The following is a 14,928-nucleotide window of genomic DNA, read 5'->3' on the forward strand; positions in this document are numbered from 1 at the left end:
TGATTCAAGTTTATATTGTGATAATGATTATCATTAACTAAAGTTTTTTTTAATTTTATATTTGATTTCGTAAGATTTTAATTCTAATATTGATTGAAGAGGGAACATGTTTAAATATTAATTTAAGTCATTGTTTTTATAATAAAATATGTAAAAAACGATCAGGCTTCAATAAGTTTAACGAGAGTGAATATGCCTAAGAAATTTGAAAATTTTAATAATCCAAGAAAGAAAGCACTCGCAGGAATGAAGCAAAGCATTTCAGCCGAACTATGGCAAAAAAATTCAGACTTTTTGACTAGTTTAAGAGCAAAAATTGCTAAACATGCAGTGTCACATCATCCTGCAATTGAGATTTTAAATAATGGAGAAATTAATAAAGAAAATTTAAAAAAAATTCACTTGGAATATCGCCATGCAATTGTGCAAACCTTTACCGACGCATTGCTCATGGCTCAGTTTCAGACTAAACAATTAGAGCCAAGATTGCATGCTGGCGCGAAAATGTTTCCGCGTTTTCTTTTAAGCCTAAATATTTTTGATGAGTTTGGATTTCGTCCAGGTTTAGACAAAGATGGTTATTATCAGGGAAATCCTGAATATGCTCACTATCCTTTATTTGAAGACGTATTAAATGATTTCGGTATTACGGAAGAAGATCGTCTGACTTATCAGCCGACTAAAATTGCAGATCAGGTTAGAGTATTTTTAGAAAATGCTTATGATGACTATAAAGCTGTTTCAGCTTTATTGGCAGTCGCAGAAGAAGAGGTCATTCTTTATAGTCCACCTTTACGTAAAGCGACGAAAGCCGTAGGTTTAGAGGTTGAAGGTGGTGGTTATTATCATGTACATGGTATTTCTGAAGATGAAAGTGCCGAAGCCGCAGATGATGATCATGAAGAAGATTTATGGTATGTCTTGATGCAAGCTTGCACAGAAGAAGATTATAACTATATCGAAAGGTTATGCTTAGAGTATTGTGATTTATGGGAAAAATTTTGGGATGCTCAATTAGAACATACAGAACTTAAGCGCAAGCAAATCTTAGCTTAATTGATGGAATAGAAATATTCAGCACAAGAAGAAAAATTATTTTAAAAAAAGTTAAAGTTTGGAAATAAAAATATATTTTAAAATTTGATAATTAAATTTTAAGTATTATTTATAACGGTGAACCATATTTTGTTTGAATACATATTAAAAAACCCCATAAACTTTTTGGTTTATGGGGTTTGTATTTGGTGGGCCCACACAGACTTGAACTGTGGACCAACGGATTATGAGTCCGCTGCTCTAACCAACTGAGCTATAGGCCCTATAAGTCAGAAAAGCTTTTAATCTCAAGGCTTTTCAGTGCGTGCAATACTAATCAATTTTTTAATTAAACACAAGTCATTTTCTAAAGTAGACACCTAGTAGTCTCAAAAAATATTGTGTTATTTTGGTTAAATATTACAAGCGAACGTGATTCTAGCGCATGAGTACTTCACGAGTAAAGTGAACTAAGTTATTTATCGATCAATTAGAACTTACTCCAGCCAGAAGTTTATATTGATATAGTTTTAATTGGCTATGTGGTTCAAACATTAATTCTTTTAAACTACAAATTGCTTAAAATATAACCATAACGAGAGGTTGTTTGAATAATGCTGAAAATATTAGGTTAAGTAAGCTTACTGAAAATAGTAGAGGATAAGCTGATTTGTGAATATATTACGCACAATTTATAAATTTCGATCGATATTATTTAAATAATGTCTATGAAGGAGTTTATAATAAAAATAATTCAGAAAATTATATTTATAGAGTTACTAACTCTCTTGGGATATTGAGACCTATTTATATAATGAGAATATTTCTTTATAATTTAATAAAAACTGTAATAAATTTATGAATAAAAGTTAAAAAATTTGTTCGAATGGTTAAGTTAGAACACATAATTAATACTCTAAGAGCAAGAATAAAAAATGATAATATTTACAGGATTAATTTTATTTTACTGTTGATTAAGGAATTTCTTCAATTCTTAGAAGACTAAATAGGAACGTAGAATTATACATAGAGTATTAAAATTCAAATTATTTAAAAATAATAAATCTATTTATAATCTATCTGATTAAAAAATTAGCAATTTTAGTGGAAAAGTTGGGAGTTTTTATTATCGAAATTTCTTTCTTTTACTCATGTGTTTTCTATATAAAACTTAAAACGTGATAGTCTTCACATAGAGTACAAATGATTGTATTTTATTAATTTTATTCTTGACTAAAATGCTAGGTTTTAATAAAGTATAAATGTATTTTTCCAAAATAAAAAACTATTGCTTAGTCCTGAAATACAGTAAAAAGCCTGCTTTTTTAAGTAGGCTTTTTGCTTTCTGTAATATTGAGAAAAATAGGGCAGAACACTAAGTTCAATTTTTAAAGTAAGTATATAACCAGAAATAAAACTATAAAAAGAGATCAGGTGTGCTCAGAACTAAAGCATAAAAGTTATAAATTTTCTTGAATAATTTGGATGAGTTCTCGAGCTGCTTTAGATAGGGGGCGATCTTGAAGCCAAATTAAGTAAATGGAGAGAGGTAAGTGATTTTTAGTATTTTTAAAATCTAAAAGAACTAAATGACCTTGATCGATTTTTTCTTGTACTAATGATAAAGGGAAATTCCCCCAACCAAGCCCTGCTTCAACCATATTAATTGCTGTTTGGAGACTATTCGTTTTCCAGTACATTGCACCAATAATTGAACGGGAATCTGTCATTTCATGGTCACTACTCGCCACTACAATTTGTCTAATATTGATTAACTCTTCAATAGACAGCTGCTTTGTTTTTTCTTGGACAAGACTATGACTAGATGAAATAGTGGCAACTACTGTTTCAGTCATGACCAATTGCAGATTTTCACGCATTTTTATATTTAGGTCTGAGCCAGCTAAGCAAAGACTAATTTCTTCCGTATAAAGTAAATTGACGATGTCATCTTGAGGGGCCGTAATAACCTCAATATTAAGTAAGGGGAATTTATCAGCTAATTTTTTTATTGAATAGAATAATAATTTGGTATTTACATCTGAGACCACACCAATACGTAATTTACTTTCAAGCCCTAAAGAAAGCTCATGGGCATGAGTGCTAAATAGCCTAAGCTGTTCAGAAATAATTCGTGCCTGAGGTTCCAAAGCTAATGCTGTAGCGGTTGGAATAACTTTGCGAGGGGTACGTTCAAATAAGATATAACCCAATTCTGCTTCTAGATTGGCAACGGCCATACTTACGGCTGAAGGGACTCGATTTAGTTTACGGGCAGCCGCAGAGAAAGACCCCGTATCTAGTACTGTGATGAAGAGTACAATATTTTCACTGTTAAAATTCATTTTGATATCAGTTGAACTGAAAGCTATTAACTTTATATATGATTTTGACTGAAATTAAAATATAAAGAATGAAGCAGAGTTTGTTGATTATGCAAGGTGTAAAACGTCGAATTGTCTATGTTTCTTTTTATGAAGTCATTGGAATGATTATTTCATCAGTAGGGTTAGCTATTTTGGCAGGTGATAGTGTGGAACATACAGGACCACTCTCTGTCATGATTACGACCATCGCTGTAACTTGGAATTTTATCTACAATATTTTGTATGAGAAATGGGAAGCTAGACAAAGCAGTAATATCCGTACGGTTAAGCGTAGGGTTGGGCACGCTATCGGTTTTCAACTTACCTTAGTTTTATTTTTGATTCCTCTTATTGCATGGTGGATGGATATTTCACTCATTGCTGCCTTTTGGTTAGATCTGGCCTTTATTATCATTATTCCGATCTACACTTTTATCTTTAATTGGTGCTTTGATAAATTATTTGGGCTACCTATTTCAGCACAGAGTAAAGCACTACAAGAATAGCCTTCAAATTACAGCAGTAAGCTATCAAGGTATTCGACTTTGATAGCTTATTTAGTTTTGCTATTTGATTTGGTCAATGACTAATTGCTTTGACAACTTTAGTTGAGCTTTTTTGGCGAAAATGTAGTAAATCAAGGCAGTAGAGATAAGTCCTACAAGCCATGATAAATCGATTCCCCCTAACATTGCTGCGATTTGACCTGTGTAGAATTTACTATCAATAAATGGAAGTTGAATCAAAATACCTAGGAAGTAGCAGGTAATACCAATCCGATTCCAACGGCCATATTTACCATTTGGATCATAGAGTGCATCTACATCACATTCTTCTTTAGAGATAAAATAGTAATCAACAAGATTAATGGCACTCCAAGGAATAAAAAAGGTGAGTAAAAACAAAATAAATGCCTTAAAGGCACTTAAGAAAGTGTGCTCGCCTATAATTGCAATAAAGGTCGAGATCACCACCATGGCAAGAACAATGAATAATCTTGTTATTTTTGAGATTTGATTTGTCGATTTGAAACTATTCCAAATCGTAGCAATGCACATAAAACTACCGTAAGCATTTAAGGTTGTCAGAGTAACTTTGCCAAAAGCGATACTAAAATATAAAAAGGTCACCACGAGGGCAATTGGGTTCATACCTACAACATATTGCACTTCATTTCCAACAAAATTCCCGTTTGCAACCTGAGCAATCAAAACGCCTAAGGTCATGGAAATTTGTGAGCCAATTAAAGAACCTAAGCCGACGGCCCAAAAAACACGAGATGAAGATGTTTTGGTTGGAAGATAGCGAGAGTAGTCTGCAACATAAGGCCCAAAAGAGATTTGCCAAGAAGCAGAAAGTGAAACTGCTAACAAGAATGAAGACCAACTGAAATGACGTATTGCTAAGAGTTCTGAAAAGTCAGAAAGTGCTAAAATTTGAGTCAGAATAATAATAAAAGCAATTAAACCAATGATACTGGCTACTTTGCCTACCAAATGAATTAAACGATATCCGATCGTTGCAAATAAGATAATAAAGCAAGCATAAATTAAGATGCCAGTTGTATTACTGACATGTGCTAGATGGGCAATGGCTTTACCCGCGAGTACTTCACCAGTTGCGGTAAAACCAATGTACATGAGACAAACGAGTATGATCGGTATACACGCACCATATACCCCAAATTGCACACGACTTGAAATCATTTGGGGAAGGCCAAGTTTAGGACCTTGAGCAGCATGGAGAGCCATGACAGCAGCACCAAAACACTGTCCCACCAATAAACCAATAATCGACCAAAAAACATCACCACCTAATACAACTGCTAGTGCACCCGTCACAATAGCCGTGATTTGTAAGTTGGCACCAAACCAGAGGGTGAATTGAGCAAATACTCCGCCATGTCTTTCATTTTCTGGAATAAAGTCAATGCTTCGGTTTTCAATAAAACTACGATTTGGTTTCCCAGCCGATGAGTCCATTTCACTCTCCTTGTCCTTTAAGAGTCCGCTCTATATTTTTATTAAGTGTGCATTTGTACAAACAAATACAAACATGTATATACAAGTAATTTTAAAAAGAATCAAATAGTTTTTGAAGCTGTGGGAGCTAAAAGTTACTTAAATATTTCATAGATAAATAGAAAAAAATAATTAGGCCGATTTTATTTTTAATAGATTTATATGATAAAAAAATAATATATATAAAAGCCCTCTATCGAGGGCCTGACTTTATACATTGGTGTCTAATATCGTTTGAAAAAAATTTGGAAGTTCAGAAAATTGAACCAGTTGGGTTTTATCATCTTGTTTATAATAGTACTGATAGTTTGGAGCTTCTAAATGGTTATCTAGATATTGTGTTGCATCAGTAAACTGAGCTTTCGCAATCGGCTTATCTTTTTTACATTTAATAATAACGGGGTTTACCGAATTTAATTTTACAGGAACACCATTTTCAAATTTAGCAGTTTCAATCAATAAAGAAATTTTAAAATCTCCAAAAGTTACACAAAAATGACCTCCATTTTCAGTTTTAATTTCATGATCAGAGAAAAGCTCTTTAAATAAATTCTTTAAAGATTCTCTGTGCTTATCTAAAGCAACTTGAAAGTCTTGATCTTGTTGCCCTAATTTTTCTTGCTCTTCTTGTAGCAATTTAGCTTGCTTTTCAATTGTTGTGAAATCCAGCTTCATTTTAATATCTCCGTTGGTTATTTTAAAACTATATATGGCAATCTTTTATTAAGTTTTAAAGAAACATACATTATTTGTTACAACGGAATAATTAAGATGAGCTTTTGTGATAAATAATAAAAAATGTAAAAAGATATTAGTAGAAATAAAACTTATAAAATTAAAGAAGTTATTAGGTAAATAATTTTTCTATTTTATATTTGAAAAATGCTGCTCCATGATAAATATAGAATTTTTAATGTAGCAGCATATTTCCTATTTTGAACAATGTTTCACTACAAGAGGCGTGCTTTTAATTTTTATAAAACCTCCACTACTCATTACACCTAGCATGACTAAAGCCGTTCCTACTAATTGCCAGCTATTAAGAGACTGACCTGTAAGTAGGGCGATCAGCATACTGAACACGGGTACAAAGTTAAAAAAGACGGAAGCGCGTCCAGCTCCTAACTTTTGTATGCCATTAAACCAAAATAAATAAGCAATCATGGTAGAGCAGATAATGACGTAGCCCATGGCCAAATGCGCATTTACAGGTGCAGAGGCGATGGCTGTAAGAGGGTCTTCAAATATCATACTCAACACGCTAAGTGTTATTGCACCGAACATCATAGAAAAAGTTGTTGTTTCTAGTGGTGTGGCATTTTTTACATAGCGGCGAGATAAAACATTTGCTAAGCAAAATCCAAAAGCCCCTAATAATATAAATAGATCTCCAATGTCTATTTTGAGGTGAAGTAAAGTGGTTATATGTCCCTGACTAATAACCAGTAAAACGCCACTTAAGCCAAATAAAACACCTAAAAATTTACTCGGGGTAAGTTTTTCACCATCTAAAACAATTGTCATTAATAGGGTCATTAATGGTGTAGTTGCCATAATTAAAGCACCATTTACGGCAGATGTAGTCTGTAAGCCATAAAAACAACCTATGTTGAATCCCGCGATACCGATAACCCCAATAATAAGATAGATAAATAAATTTTGAGTTAAGGCTGCCCATCTTAATTTTCCTGTTATTGAAAAGATCAGAAGTAAGCCTAGGCTTGCAATTGAAAACCGTTCAGATGCAGCAGATAGCGGAGGCATATGATGAATTATATAAGACATGGCATTAAATGCTGATCCCCAAAAAAACATCGTTAATACAACGCCAGCATAGGCATAAGCCACCGTTCTGTTCATGGACAGGCTCCCATTAAGAAAGGTTTTATTCTGGATAATTCTATAAAGGTGTACAATTCCGTATTAATACACTTCTTATGTGAAAATTTGCACAATGATCGATTGGGAAAATTTACATTACTTTTCAGTTTTTACCGAAGAGAAGTCACTGTCAGCTGCCGCAAGAAAATTAGGTGTAGATCATGCAACAGTATCTAGAAGAATTGCCCAGCTAGAACAAAATTTAAAACTTAAATTAGTTGACCGTAGACCACGGACTTACATTCTCACCCCTGATGGGGAACGTCTTGCTCAAGTGGTTGCTCGTATGATGGAAGAAACTTTTTCTATTGAACGTTTAACTCAGGCTGGACAGCAAGAAGTGATGGGGAGTGTTTCTATTAGTATGCCTCCCTTAACTGCTGCACACCTCATCATGCCTCATCTGGGAAGATTTTATCGTCATTATCCTCAGTTAAAATTACGTGTACTGGGAGATGTTCATTATGTTTCTTTACAGCATAGTGAAGCTGATATTGCGGTAAGATTTGGGCGTCCTAAGGATGAGAATTTAGTTGCTCGCAAAGTAGGTGAAATTCCTTTTGGGATATATGCTGCTCCAAATTATTTAGCTTCCACTGATCCTGAAAGCTATGAGTGGATTAGTGTAGAGGTAGGAGGCGTACATGGTCAAAAACAACAAAAATTAAAAGAAAGATTAGGCAATAAAGAACCTATAATGGTTACAAACCATCCTGAGTTGCAGTGGAGAGCCGCATGTGGGGAGGTCGGTTTAGCTGTCTTACCCGATTTTTTAGGAGCACTCAGTAACCTAGTAAGGTTACAAGATGATTATCCTATGAGCGCGGAAATCTGGTTAGTAACACATGAAGATTTACGGCATAGGCCAGCAATACGAGTGGTGATGGACTTTCTTGTGAGTTGCTTCGAGCCTTATAAAATATAAATCTTAAAAAATAAGAGAGCTAGATAATTTATTAGTCTAGAGCTGTTTTATTCAAACAGTCGGTAGTCGATTTTGTAAGTTTTTTTAATTACTAGGAGGCAGCTTTATTCCAAATAGATTCATTTCTAACTTAAATTTCTGTTGTTACTCTTGTTCATATTTTAATTATCAGGAAAGAAACCTGCATCTTCACGTGCTTGCTTTAAAGCTAAGATAAATGAGGTTAATAAAAGTAAACCTATACAAAAAAGAAAAAGATCAATTTTACTAATCGCAAAACCTATACTTGTAGCGCCTAGACTTAGTAATAAGATACATAATATTTTCCAAAAAATGAGCATGTTACGTTCTGATAAAAAGTCTAAAAGATATTATTTGCAATTGAAGGGGATTTCTAAATTTATTTATGTTTTTTTTATTATTAATTATGTAATTCTACATAATTCAAATTCTGACTTTTTGATCTAACATTATGAAATTAAAATGAATATTAATTTTATAAATTGTATGAACTTTTTTTACATATACTTAAAGTTAAGTTTTTATTAATTAATAGAATAATAATTCTTTAGAAACACTATAAAATAGTTTTTATAGATTAAATTTATTTTTTTAATTTTGTAAAAACAATATCTTATTGCATTTTTTTAAATTTTTGATAAAAAAAAGACTTGATCTTTAAGCCAAATTTTGAAATTATACCCATGCAAATTGTGATCTATTTCCCACAATTTGTATTTCAGGTTAAGTGGTTATCACTAATGCTCATTTGCTATTTTTGCTTATGAGCATTTTTTTATGTGATTTTTTAATATAACTACAAAGTCAAAAATATTAATATTTTTGACTTTATTGAGTAGCCTCAAGCTTTTTAAATTTTAGTGTTTTTATAGATGGAGGCTAATCATATTGAATGGTCACAGTTGCTGTGGCTTTAACCTCACCTGAGGTTACATTGGCGGCAGTCTGATAGTAACGTGCAGTTAAGGGAATATCATATTCTATAGTCTGGTTGGAACTCACCATACCTATATTTAGCTTAGTTGCTTTTTGAATCGGCTTATTTGCTCCATTCATATTCCATAATAGTTCAACACCTATACCGTTAGCTCTGATTGAATTCGCGGCACTATTGTTAATCACCTGATTATTTGAGATATCAGAATTATAATCAAAACTTAAACTAATCATGTTACTTGTGGCTATACCAGAGTTGTTTTCGCCACCATTACATAAGATTGATAGATTAAAACTCTGTTCTCCTTGGGTTGAACCAATAGTTTTAAAGCCTGATTTCATCACTGTTGGAAGTTGAACCGGTGTATCTACACCATTTTGAATTTCACAAGATGAGGACGCAATAAGAATAGGGCTATTACTTAATACGGTTGTTGTTAAAAATGGGCGGTTCTGTTGTCCTGATACATAATAGGTGCTGTAACGACCAGCGACTAATGCACCAGAACCAGTAGTTGCAGCAGTTTTAATAACCTCCATCACGAAATACCCTGGGGAAAGTGTATATGGCGTGTTTGGGGTTAATGTGCGTCTATAGGGATAATAGCCTGAAAAATCTGAAGCATCGGAAGCTTCGCGGTAAAGACGAATACCAATACCGGGAATATTAGTCGCATAAATATTATTACCGATAGGACTAATAGGATAATTTAAGGGAAGAGCTGCAATAATTTGATCACTTGCACGATTACATGTTGCAGTTGAATTATTGGGTGAAATTGTAAAAGTATTTTTTTGTAAGATCGTTCCTATTGGATCGTTTGGTTTTACTACGATTTTACCTATAGTCATTGGAATATCGACGGTAGTAAATCCTTTACTTAAATTACAATTTGCATTTGTATGGCTATAAGCAAATAGGCTCACTGCCAAAAATCCAATTTTTTTTAAAATATTATTCATTTACAGACTGCCTTTGTCATAATCATTGGTTGGTTTTTATGTGTTATTTGATCCGCTATATCGTATTCAATTTCGCATTTTTCAGTACTCGTTTCGCCCCACTTCACATATAAACGGTCATGGGTTAAGGGTGTTCTTAAATAAATGCGACTGCCTTGCGCGACAATCCCTATTTCTTCATTATTCTGGTTATAAACTTGTGCAGCAAAAGGCAAATGTGAGCCATCTAACATTGTCGTACTAATAAAAAGTGCATAACCTTTTTTTGTTGAGAATTGAACTTTACTAATCGAGCCCGCATAGGGGGCAATTCGTAAACTGCTTTCAGCAAGTTCAACTTGGCTGGACATGTCTTGTGGGTCAAGACTGATGTCATTCATACGGTAAGGCGTAACATACGGAATAACTGCATATCCCTTTTTGTTAATACTGAGTCCTGGTGTATTAGCGACTTGTGCTCCAGTCGCATCTGGTGCATAGACCACTACCATGGTTTGAGCCTGATCTGGCCCAAATAGAACTCCTTGAGAATGTGCAACAACATTGCCACTGAAGTTAAGCATTTCTTGTTGGTATGAATCTGCGTGACTTAATGAAGCACCTAATGTTGTATAGTTTGTTTTATAGGTACCATTAATATTTATGTTGGTTTGATTATGATCCTGAGAGGAAATTGATGCGCCGTAATTTAAGCGATTTCCTGTAAAGCCACTGAAGCTTAAAGTTTGACTATCCTCACCAATAACACTATTAAAAGTCAGAGAGTTTTTCTTAAAATCTAATGGAAAAGATAAAGAAGCAAGGTACTGTGTATCTCGACTCGCGCGAGTAGTTCCTTCATCAATCTCGCTAGTAATTGCAGATAAACTATAAGTTAAATCTTTAAATTGATTGCTATAACCTAATTGGAACTGCTTATTGTTTGTGGAATGATTCCAATAGTTTATCCATGAACCCACTAAATAAAAATTTCCCCATTGCTTGGGAAGAACTTGATTTAAAGTAATCTGGAATTCACTTTTTTGTTTACCTACGGAAAAGCTATCAATATTTTGTTGTTGTAAATCTTGAATTAAAATTGCATCACGCAATTTGAGGTAGTTTTCTGTTGAATAGCGATAAGTCACTAATGTTAAATTAGTATTTGTTGGAGAAAATAATCTACTGTAACTTAAACGATAACTTTGTCCTGCCATTTTGGGCTGATGATTGAACTCAGCTTTTGACTGAGTGGCATCAAAAGAAATAGCACCAATGGGTGTTGAAAAAGCTGTACCTAGTAATAACGACAAATACTGTTTGGTCGCTTGAACTGCACCGTAAGTGGTGAGGTAATTATTAATTCCTCGCTGATATTTGCTCTGAATTAGCCACGGATTTAGGCTCAGGTTTGAATCTCGAAACTGACCAAAAGTGAAAGAGTATCGACTCATTTGCGGACGTAGCATTTCGACGACAGAAGCATAGGGAATAGAGAATTTTTGAATGACTCCATTAGATTCAATTACTGAAACTTGTAGCTCACCTCCAAATCCGGTTGGGTAAAGATCATTAATTTCAAAGTTTCCGGGTGGTACGGTAGTCTGATAAATTAAATTACCTTGTTGTCTCACCTCGACTTTCGCATTGGTTTTTGCATAACCTCTCACTCTAGGGGCGTAACCGAGCATACTGTTTGGAAGCATTCGGTCATCACTTGAAATATTTACCCCGCGATACGGTAAAGAATCGATAAAATCACTATTAGTAAAATAATCTCCTAAAGTCAGAACACCCCGAATTTTTGGAAATGCTTTTTGTATATATGTATTTGTGGAAGTATAAGAAGAATTATCAGATTGAAAATCAGTATGGTCTTGCCATTTCCATTGTCCATTATGGCGAAATTGCCAACTCGCTAAATTTGCTCCAAAATTTGCTCCCATAAAGGCATAAGTGCTTTCATATTTTTCATTAACTATTCGATAAGCAGTCGCGTTATATGTCAAAAAAGCTGCATTAATACCTCTATCCCATAGATATGGATCGATATAGCCTTGTGCATTTTTTTCTAATACGGCTTGTGGTATAGAAATATCAATTCTTAAACGAGAGTTATCAAATAAATAAAAAGCATTATCTATCCAATGACCTAGTGCATCGCAAGAAAGAGAGGATGCATGAGAATGTTGGCTAAGCACATCAGCTTTTACGCCATATTCTAGTAACATGGCTTCTGTGAAACAGGTTTCGGCATTTGCGTTAGGAGTCTGAGCGTTAAAGCGCATACGTCTTTTTCCTAGCCATTGCCCGTTAATATAGACATCTAAGCTATATTCACCAGGTAGTATTGGATTTCCATATTTGAAACGACCAATATCAATTTTTTGCGCATTACCTACTAAAAAATTACTATCAAACTCTGCTTTTGAGAAACCTGAAATATCAACATTATTCTCAGCATATGCAGCCAAAGGCGTAAATACCGCCATACTTGAGGCCACATAACAAGTAAAAGGGCTTTTTAAACATATATAAGGTGTAAACCATTTAGACATAGTTTTAGAGCCTATTCATGATAGGTATTTAGGTTTTCTTAAATCATTCAGTAAGATTAGAACTTTATTGGGTGCTCAACTCTTCCACCATAATCATTGATATATACAAAGCTCATATCTGCTAAATTTTTATTTTTTAGTTTTATTTTATCTTCTGAAAAAGGCGCAACCATTAAACCTTGTTGTAATAAGTCTGTTTTATGACCTTCACTTCCTTGAAAAATAGAGCTAATAGTAAGAAAGAAGGGGGTCGGATTCTTCACTACTAGATATTGATCATTCATTTTCCATTGAACTTTCTCAGTGAGTTGATCAATATTTTCTTTTAGATTTATAGGGCGATAAAAAAACTTAATTCGTGAGCGAACAGCAAGCTGTAAAAAATTATTAGAAATAGAGGTGGTTTGGTCTTGTTGAGCTTTTCCTTCGGGTTTAGGGGGAATATCTAACACATTAAGCCAAAAAATTGATTCTTGTTGCTGACTCAATTGGGAAGCATTAGGTAGAGCTGTAATTCTTAAAGTTTGGCCCTTAGTTGCCTCTACACGTGAAATTGGTGGTGTAATAATGAAGGGCACATTTGCTTCATCAGGAGTCGACTTTGCATTTCCATCATCGATCCAAGCTTGAACAAGAGAGGGGGCTGTACCGTTATTACTCAGTTGTAATGTGATCTCACGTGCATTTGATGGATAAATAACACGAGTTCCATGTAAAACAATTTCAGTATGACCTGTGGTAGATAGTGCTACCTGTAGGCAAACTAATCCCCAAAAAAACTTACGACCACGAAAAAGCATGAGTCATATTCTCAGTGATGAATAATAGATAGGAGATAGCTTCTATTTAACAATAGAAGCTCCAATTTTATTGATAAATAATGGTGTATTTTACTTGTGACGTTACCGTACCCGCAGTAGAAGCACCTGTAGCATAATATTCAGCGTAATAGTTCAGGTCAGCATCACCACCTGCCGAAACATTCACCCATTGTGAATTGGTCTGAGTTCCATTTGTGCTTGTAGCGAGTACAGGGATTACAGCGTTATTACTACCTAGCAACTGAATATTCACATTTGTTGCCCCGCCCGAGGTTGCTTGGTTTAATAAACGCCCAGTATTAAAATCAACGGTAGCACCCGGCTCAAAATAAGTTGCAACTTTGCCAGCAGAGGTACAGTTCATTAAATTAATCTGAAATGGAGTACGACCGGCTACATCACCTGCATTTTTTAAGGTTTGAGATGAAACTGTAGGCAGATTGATTGTTAAATTTTTATCTCCAGTATCAATAGTACAAGTATTATCCGTGACAAGACCGTTAATAGTAATTGTGCCATCTGCCGCTTGTGCATTTGTCATATTTAAGAGAGAAACCGCCGCCATAAAAATAAATTTTTTCATAAAATCCCCAGAATAGCCTTTTAAAATAAAATCCATTACTTTTCAGCAAGTTTATTCTGCTTAAGTAAGGCGAAGGAAATATATCACTTTTCAACTAAAAAACAAGAAAAACATTATATTTATATATATTTTGATAAATAATTTTTATTAATGGATATTTAAAAATATATATTTTTATCATTTGGTAAAATATGTTGTTATTTATTATTTAAAATAAAATTAAAAAATGAGCAATATTTAAGTACTTGTATTTTATTGAATTAATTTATTTTTGAAATATTTAAGCTAGGAATGGTTTGTGATTTTTATTTAACTTATTGTTTTTTATATAAAAATTATTTTTTAATTTATCTTGTGAATATATTTATTTTTTAAGAATTTTTTAAGATTCAATTCCTACTGTTTTAGTTGTAATTCAATAAAAGATAATCTGGAGTTCCGTTCCATGAATAGTATGAAGTATAGCTATAAACCTAATTACTTTTTCTTTGCTCATAAACTAGTTTTGTTTTTAAAGGATTATCTGATTAAGCACCCAACGGAGCAGCAAACATCGTTTAACTTACAAACGATTTATGACATCTTTAGTCACGATCTTGCTTCGAGTACAACTAATCTTGAGGGTATCTTAAATATTGCAGATGAATATGTCTTTGAAACAGAAGAAGGGTTACTTCCACTGATCAGTAAGCATTCGGTTAATCTCAAGAATCATGTACTTTCTTTGGAATTTTCACCACAAGCCTTGTCAAGCTTATTGTCTGGTCGTTCTTTAGTGAATCCTAAAGCAGCTTAGTTTCTCTTTTAAGGTAGAGTCAACTCATATAAAATTCATAAAA

13 protein-coding genes and 1 tRNA gene are annotated in these 14,928 nt (G+C 33.6%); 4 read left to right on the forward strand and 10 right to left on the reverse strand.

The window, feature by feature from the left end; genetic code table 11:
- Positions 1-192 precede the first annotated feature (192 nt).
- Positions 193-1,056: an iron-containing redox enzyme family protein gene (locus tag OD757_RS08815; RefSeq protein ID WP_263031611.1), complete on the forward strand. Its 864-nt coding sequence runs from the start codon at positions 193-195 to the stop codon at positions 1,054-1,056.
- A gap of 186 nt (positions 1,057-1,242) precedes the next feature.
- Here OD757_RS08815 and OD757_RS08820 read toward each other — a convergent pair.
- Both OD757_RS08820 and OD757_RS08825 read right to left on the reverse strand, forming a co-directional pair.
- Positions 1,243-1,319, reverse strand: a tRNA-Ile gene (locus tag OD757_RS08820).
- 1,176 nt (positions 1,320-2,495) lie between these two features.
- Positions 2,496-3,380 carry a LysR family transcriptional regulator gene (locus tag OD757_RS08825; protein WP_263031612.1) on the reverse strand — a complete coding sequence of 295 codons (885 nt, stop codon included), beginning with the start codon at positions 3,378-3,380 and terminating at the stop codon, positions 2,496-2,498.
- An 89-nt stretch (positions 3,381-3,469) separates the two neighbouring features.
- Here OD757_RS08825 and OD757_RS08830 point away from each other — a divergent pair, with 89 nt between their 5' ends.
- On the forward strand, positions 3,470-3,907 hold the full coding sequence (locus OD757_RS08830; protein WP_263031844.1) for a PACE efflux transporter: 438 nt from the start codon (positions 3,470-3,472) through the stop codon (positions 3,905-3,907).
- Positions 3,908-3,967: 60 nt separating this feature from the next.
- On the opposite strand, the gene OD757_RS08835 is transcribed toward OD757_RS08830, so the two are convergent.
- From OD757_RS08835 to OD757_RS08845, 3 genes are all read right to left on the reverse strand, one after another.
- Positions 3,968-5,383 carry a purine-cytosine permease family protein gene (locus OD757_RS08835; RefSeq protein WP_263031613.1) on the reverse strand — a complete coding sequence of 472 codons (1,416 nt, stop codon included), beginning with the start codon at positions 5,381-5,383 and terminating at the stop codon, positions 3,968-3,970.
- Between the two features lie 249 nt (positions 5,384-5,632).
- Positions 5,633-6,097, reverse strand: a complete 465-nt coding sequence (locus tag OD757_RS08840; RefSeq protein ID WP_263031614.1) for a hypothetical protein — start codon at positions 6,095-6,097, stop codon at positions 5,633-5,635.
- Positions 6,098-6,352: 255 nt separating this feature from the next.
- Entirely contained in the window at positions 6,353-7,282 is a 930-nt protein-coding gene (locus tag OD757_RS08845; RefSeq protein WP_263031615.1) for a DMT family transporter, read from the reverse strand.
- 94 nt (positions 7,283-7,376) lie between these two features.
- On the opposite strand from OD757_RS08845, the gene OD757_RS08850 reads away from it, so the two are divergent.
- Positions 7,377-8,228 carry a LysR family transcriptional regulator gene (locus tag OD757_RS08850; RefSeq protein WP_263031616.1) on the forward strand — a complete coding sequence of 284 codons (852 nt, stop codon included), beginning with the start codon at positions 7,377-7,379 and terminating at the stop codon, positions 8,226-8,228.
- 161 nt (positions 8,229-8,389) lie between these two features.
- Here the strand turns inward: OD757_RS08850 and OD757_RS08855 are convergent, their stop codons facing one another.
- The 5 genes from OD757_RS08855 to OD757_RS08875 form a co-directional block, all read right to left on the reverse strand.
- Entirely contained in the window at positions 8,390-8,569 is a 180-nt protein-coding gene (locus tag OD757_RS08855) for a hypothetical protein (RefSeq protein WP_009388160.1), read from the reverse strand.
- A gap of 559 nt (positions 8,570-9,128) precedes the next feature.
- Positions 9,129-10,148: a fimbrial protein gene (locus OD757_RS08860; protein WP_263031617.1), complete on the reverse strand. Its 1,020-nt coding sequence runs from the start codon at positions 10,146-10,148 to the stop codon at positions 9,129-9,131.
- Complete coding sequence (locus OD757_RS08865; RefSeq protein ID WP_263031845.1) at positions 10,145-12,601, reverse strand: fimbria/pilus outer membrane usher protein; 2,457 nt, start codon at positions 12,599-12,601, stop codon at positions 10,145-10,147. The genes OD757_RS08860 and OD757_RS08865 overlap by 4 nt, the downstream gene beginning before the upstream one ends.
- Positions 12,602-12,741: 140 nt before the next feature.
- Positions 12,742-13,485, reverse strand: a complete 744-nt coding sequence (locus OD757_RS08870) for a molecular chaperone (protein WP_263031618.1) — start codon at positions 13,483-13,485, stop codon at positions 12,742-12,744.
- A gap of 67 nt (positions 13,486-13,552) precedes the next feature.
- Entirely contained in the window at positions 13,553-14,125 is a 573-nt protein-coding gene (locus OD757_RS08875; RefSeq protein WP_263031619.1) for a fimbrial protein, read from the reverse strand.
- A gap of 409 nt (positions 14,126-14,534) precedes the next feature.
- Between OD757_RS08875 and OD757_RS08880 the strand changes: the two genes are divergently transcribed.
- Complete coding sequence (locus tag OD757_RS08880) at positions 14,535-14,885, forward strand: hypothetical protein (RefSeq protein WP_009388660.1); 351 nt, start codon at positions 14,535-14,537, stop codon at positions 14,883-14,885.
- Positions 14,886-14,928: the final 43 nt, after the last annotated feature.

This window comes from Acinetobacter sp. AYS6, assembly GCF_025630795.1.
Taxonomy (GTDB): Bacteria; Pseudomonadota; Gammaproteobacteria; order Pseudomonadales; family Moraxellaceae; genus Acinetobacter.

What these genes read in the sequence shown, in the direction of transcription:
- OD757_RS08815 (WP_263031611.1), top strand. Translation starts at nt 193, where the DNA reads ATGCCTAAGAAATTTGAAAATTTTAATAATCCAAGAAAGAAAGCACTC.
- OD757_RS08825 (WP_263031612.1), bottom strand. Translation starts at nt 3,380, where the DNA reads ATGAATTTTAACAGTGAAAATATTGTACTCTTCATCACAGTACTAGAT.
- OD757_RS08830 (WP_263031844.1), top strand. Translation starts at nt 3,470, where the DNA reads ATGCAAGGTGTAAAACGTCGAATTGTCTATGTTTCTTTTTATGAAGTC.
- OD757_RS08835 (WP_263031613.1), bottom strand. Translation starts at nt 5,383, where the DNA reads ATGGACTCATCGGCTGGGAAACCAAATCGTAGTTTTATTGAAAACCGA.
- OD757_RS08840 (WP_263031614.1), bottom strand. Translation starts at nt 6,097, where the DNA reads ATGAAGCTGGATTTCACAACAATTGAAAAGCAAGCTAAATTGCTACAA.
- OD757_RS08845 (WP_263031615.1), bottom strand. Translation starts at nt 7,282, where the DNA reads ATGAACAGAACGGTGGCTTATGCCTATGCTGGCGTTGTATTAACGATG.
- OD757_RS08850 (WP_263031616.1), top strand. Translation starts at nt 7,377, where the DNA reads ATGATCGATTGGGAAAATTTACATTACTTTTCAGTTTTTACCGAAGAG.
- OD757_RS08855 (WP_009388160.1), bottom strand. Translation starts at nt 8,569, where the DNA reads ATGCTCATTTTTTGGAAAATATTATGTATCTTATTACTAAGTCTAGGC.
- OD757_RS08860 (WP_263031617.1), bottom strand. Translation starts at nt 10,148, where the DNA reads ATGAATAATATTTTAAAAAAAATTGGATTTTTGGCAGTGAGCCTATTT.
- OD757_RS08870 (WP_263031618.1), bottom strand. Translation starts at nt 13,485, where the DNA reads ATGCTTTTTCGTGGTCGTAAGTTTTTTTGGGGATTAGTTTGCCTACAG.
- OD757_RS08875 (WP_263031619.1), bottom strand. Translation starts at nt 14,125, where the DNA reads ATGGATTTTATTTTAAAAGGCTATTCTGGGGATTTTATGAAAAAATTT.
- OD757_RS08880 (WP_009388660.1), top strand. Translation starts at nt 14,535, where the DNA reads ATGAATAGTATGAAGTATAGCTATAAACCTAATTACTTTTTCTTTGCT.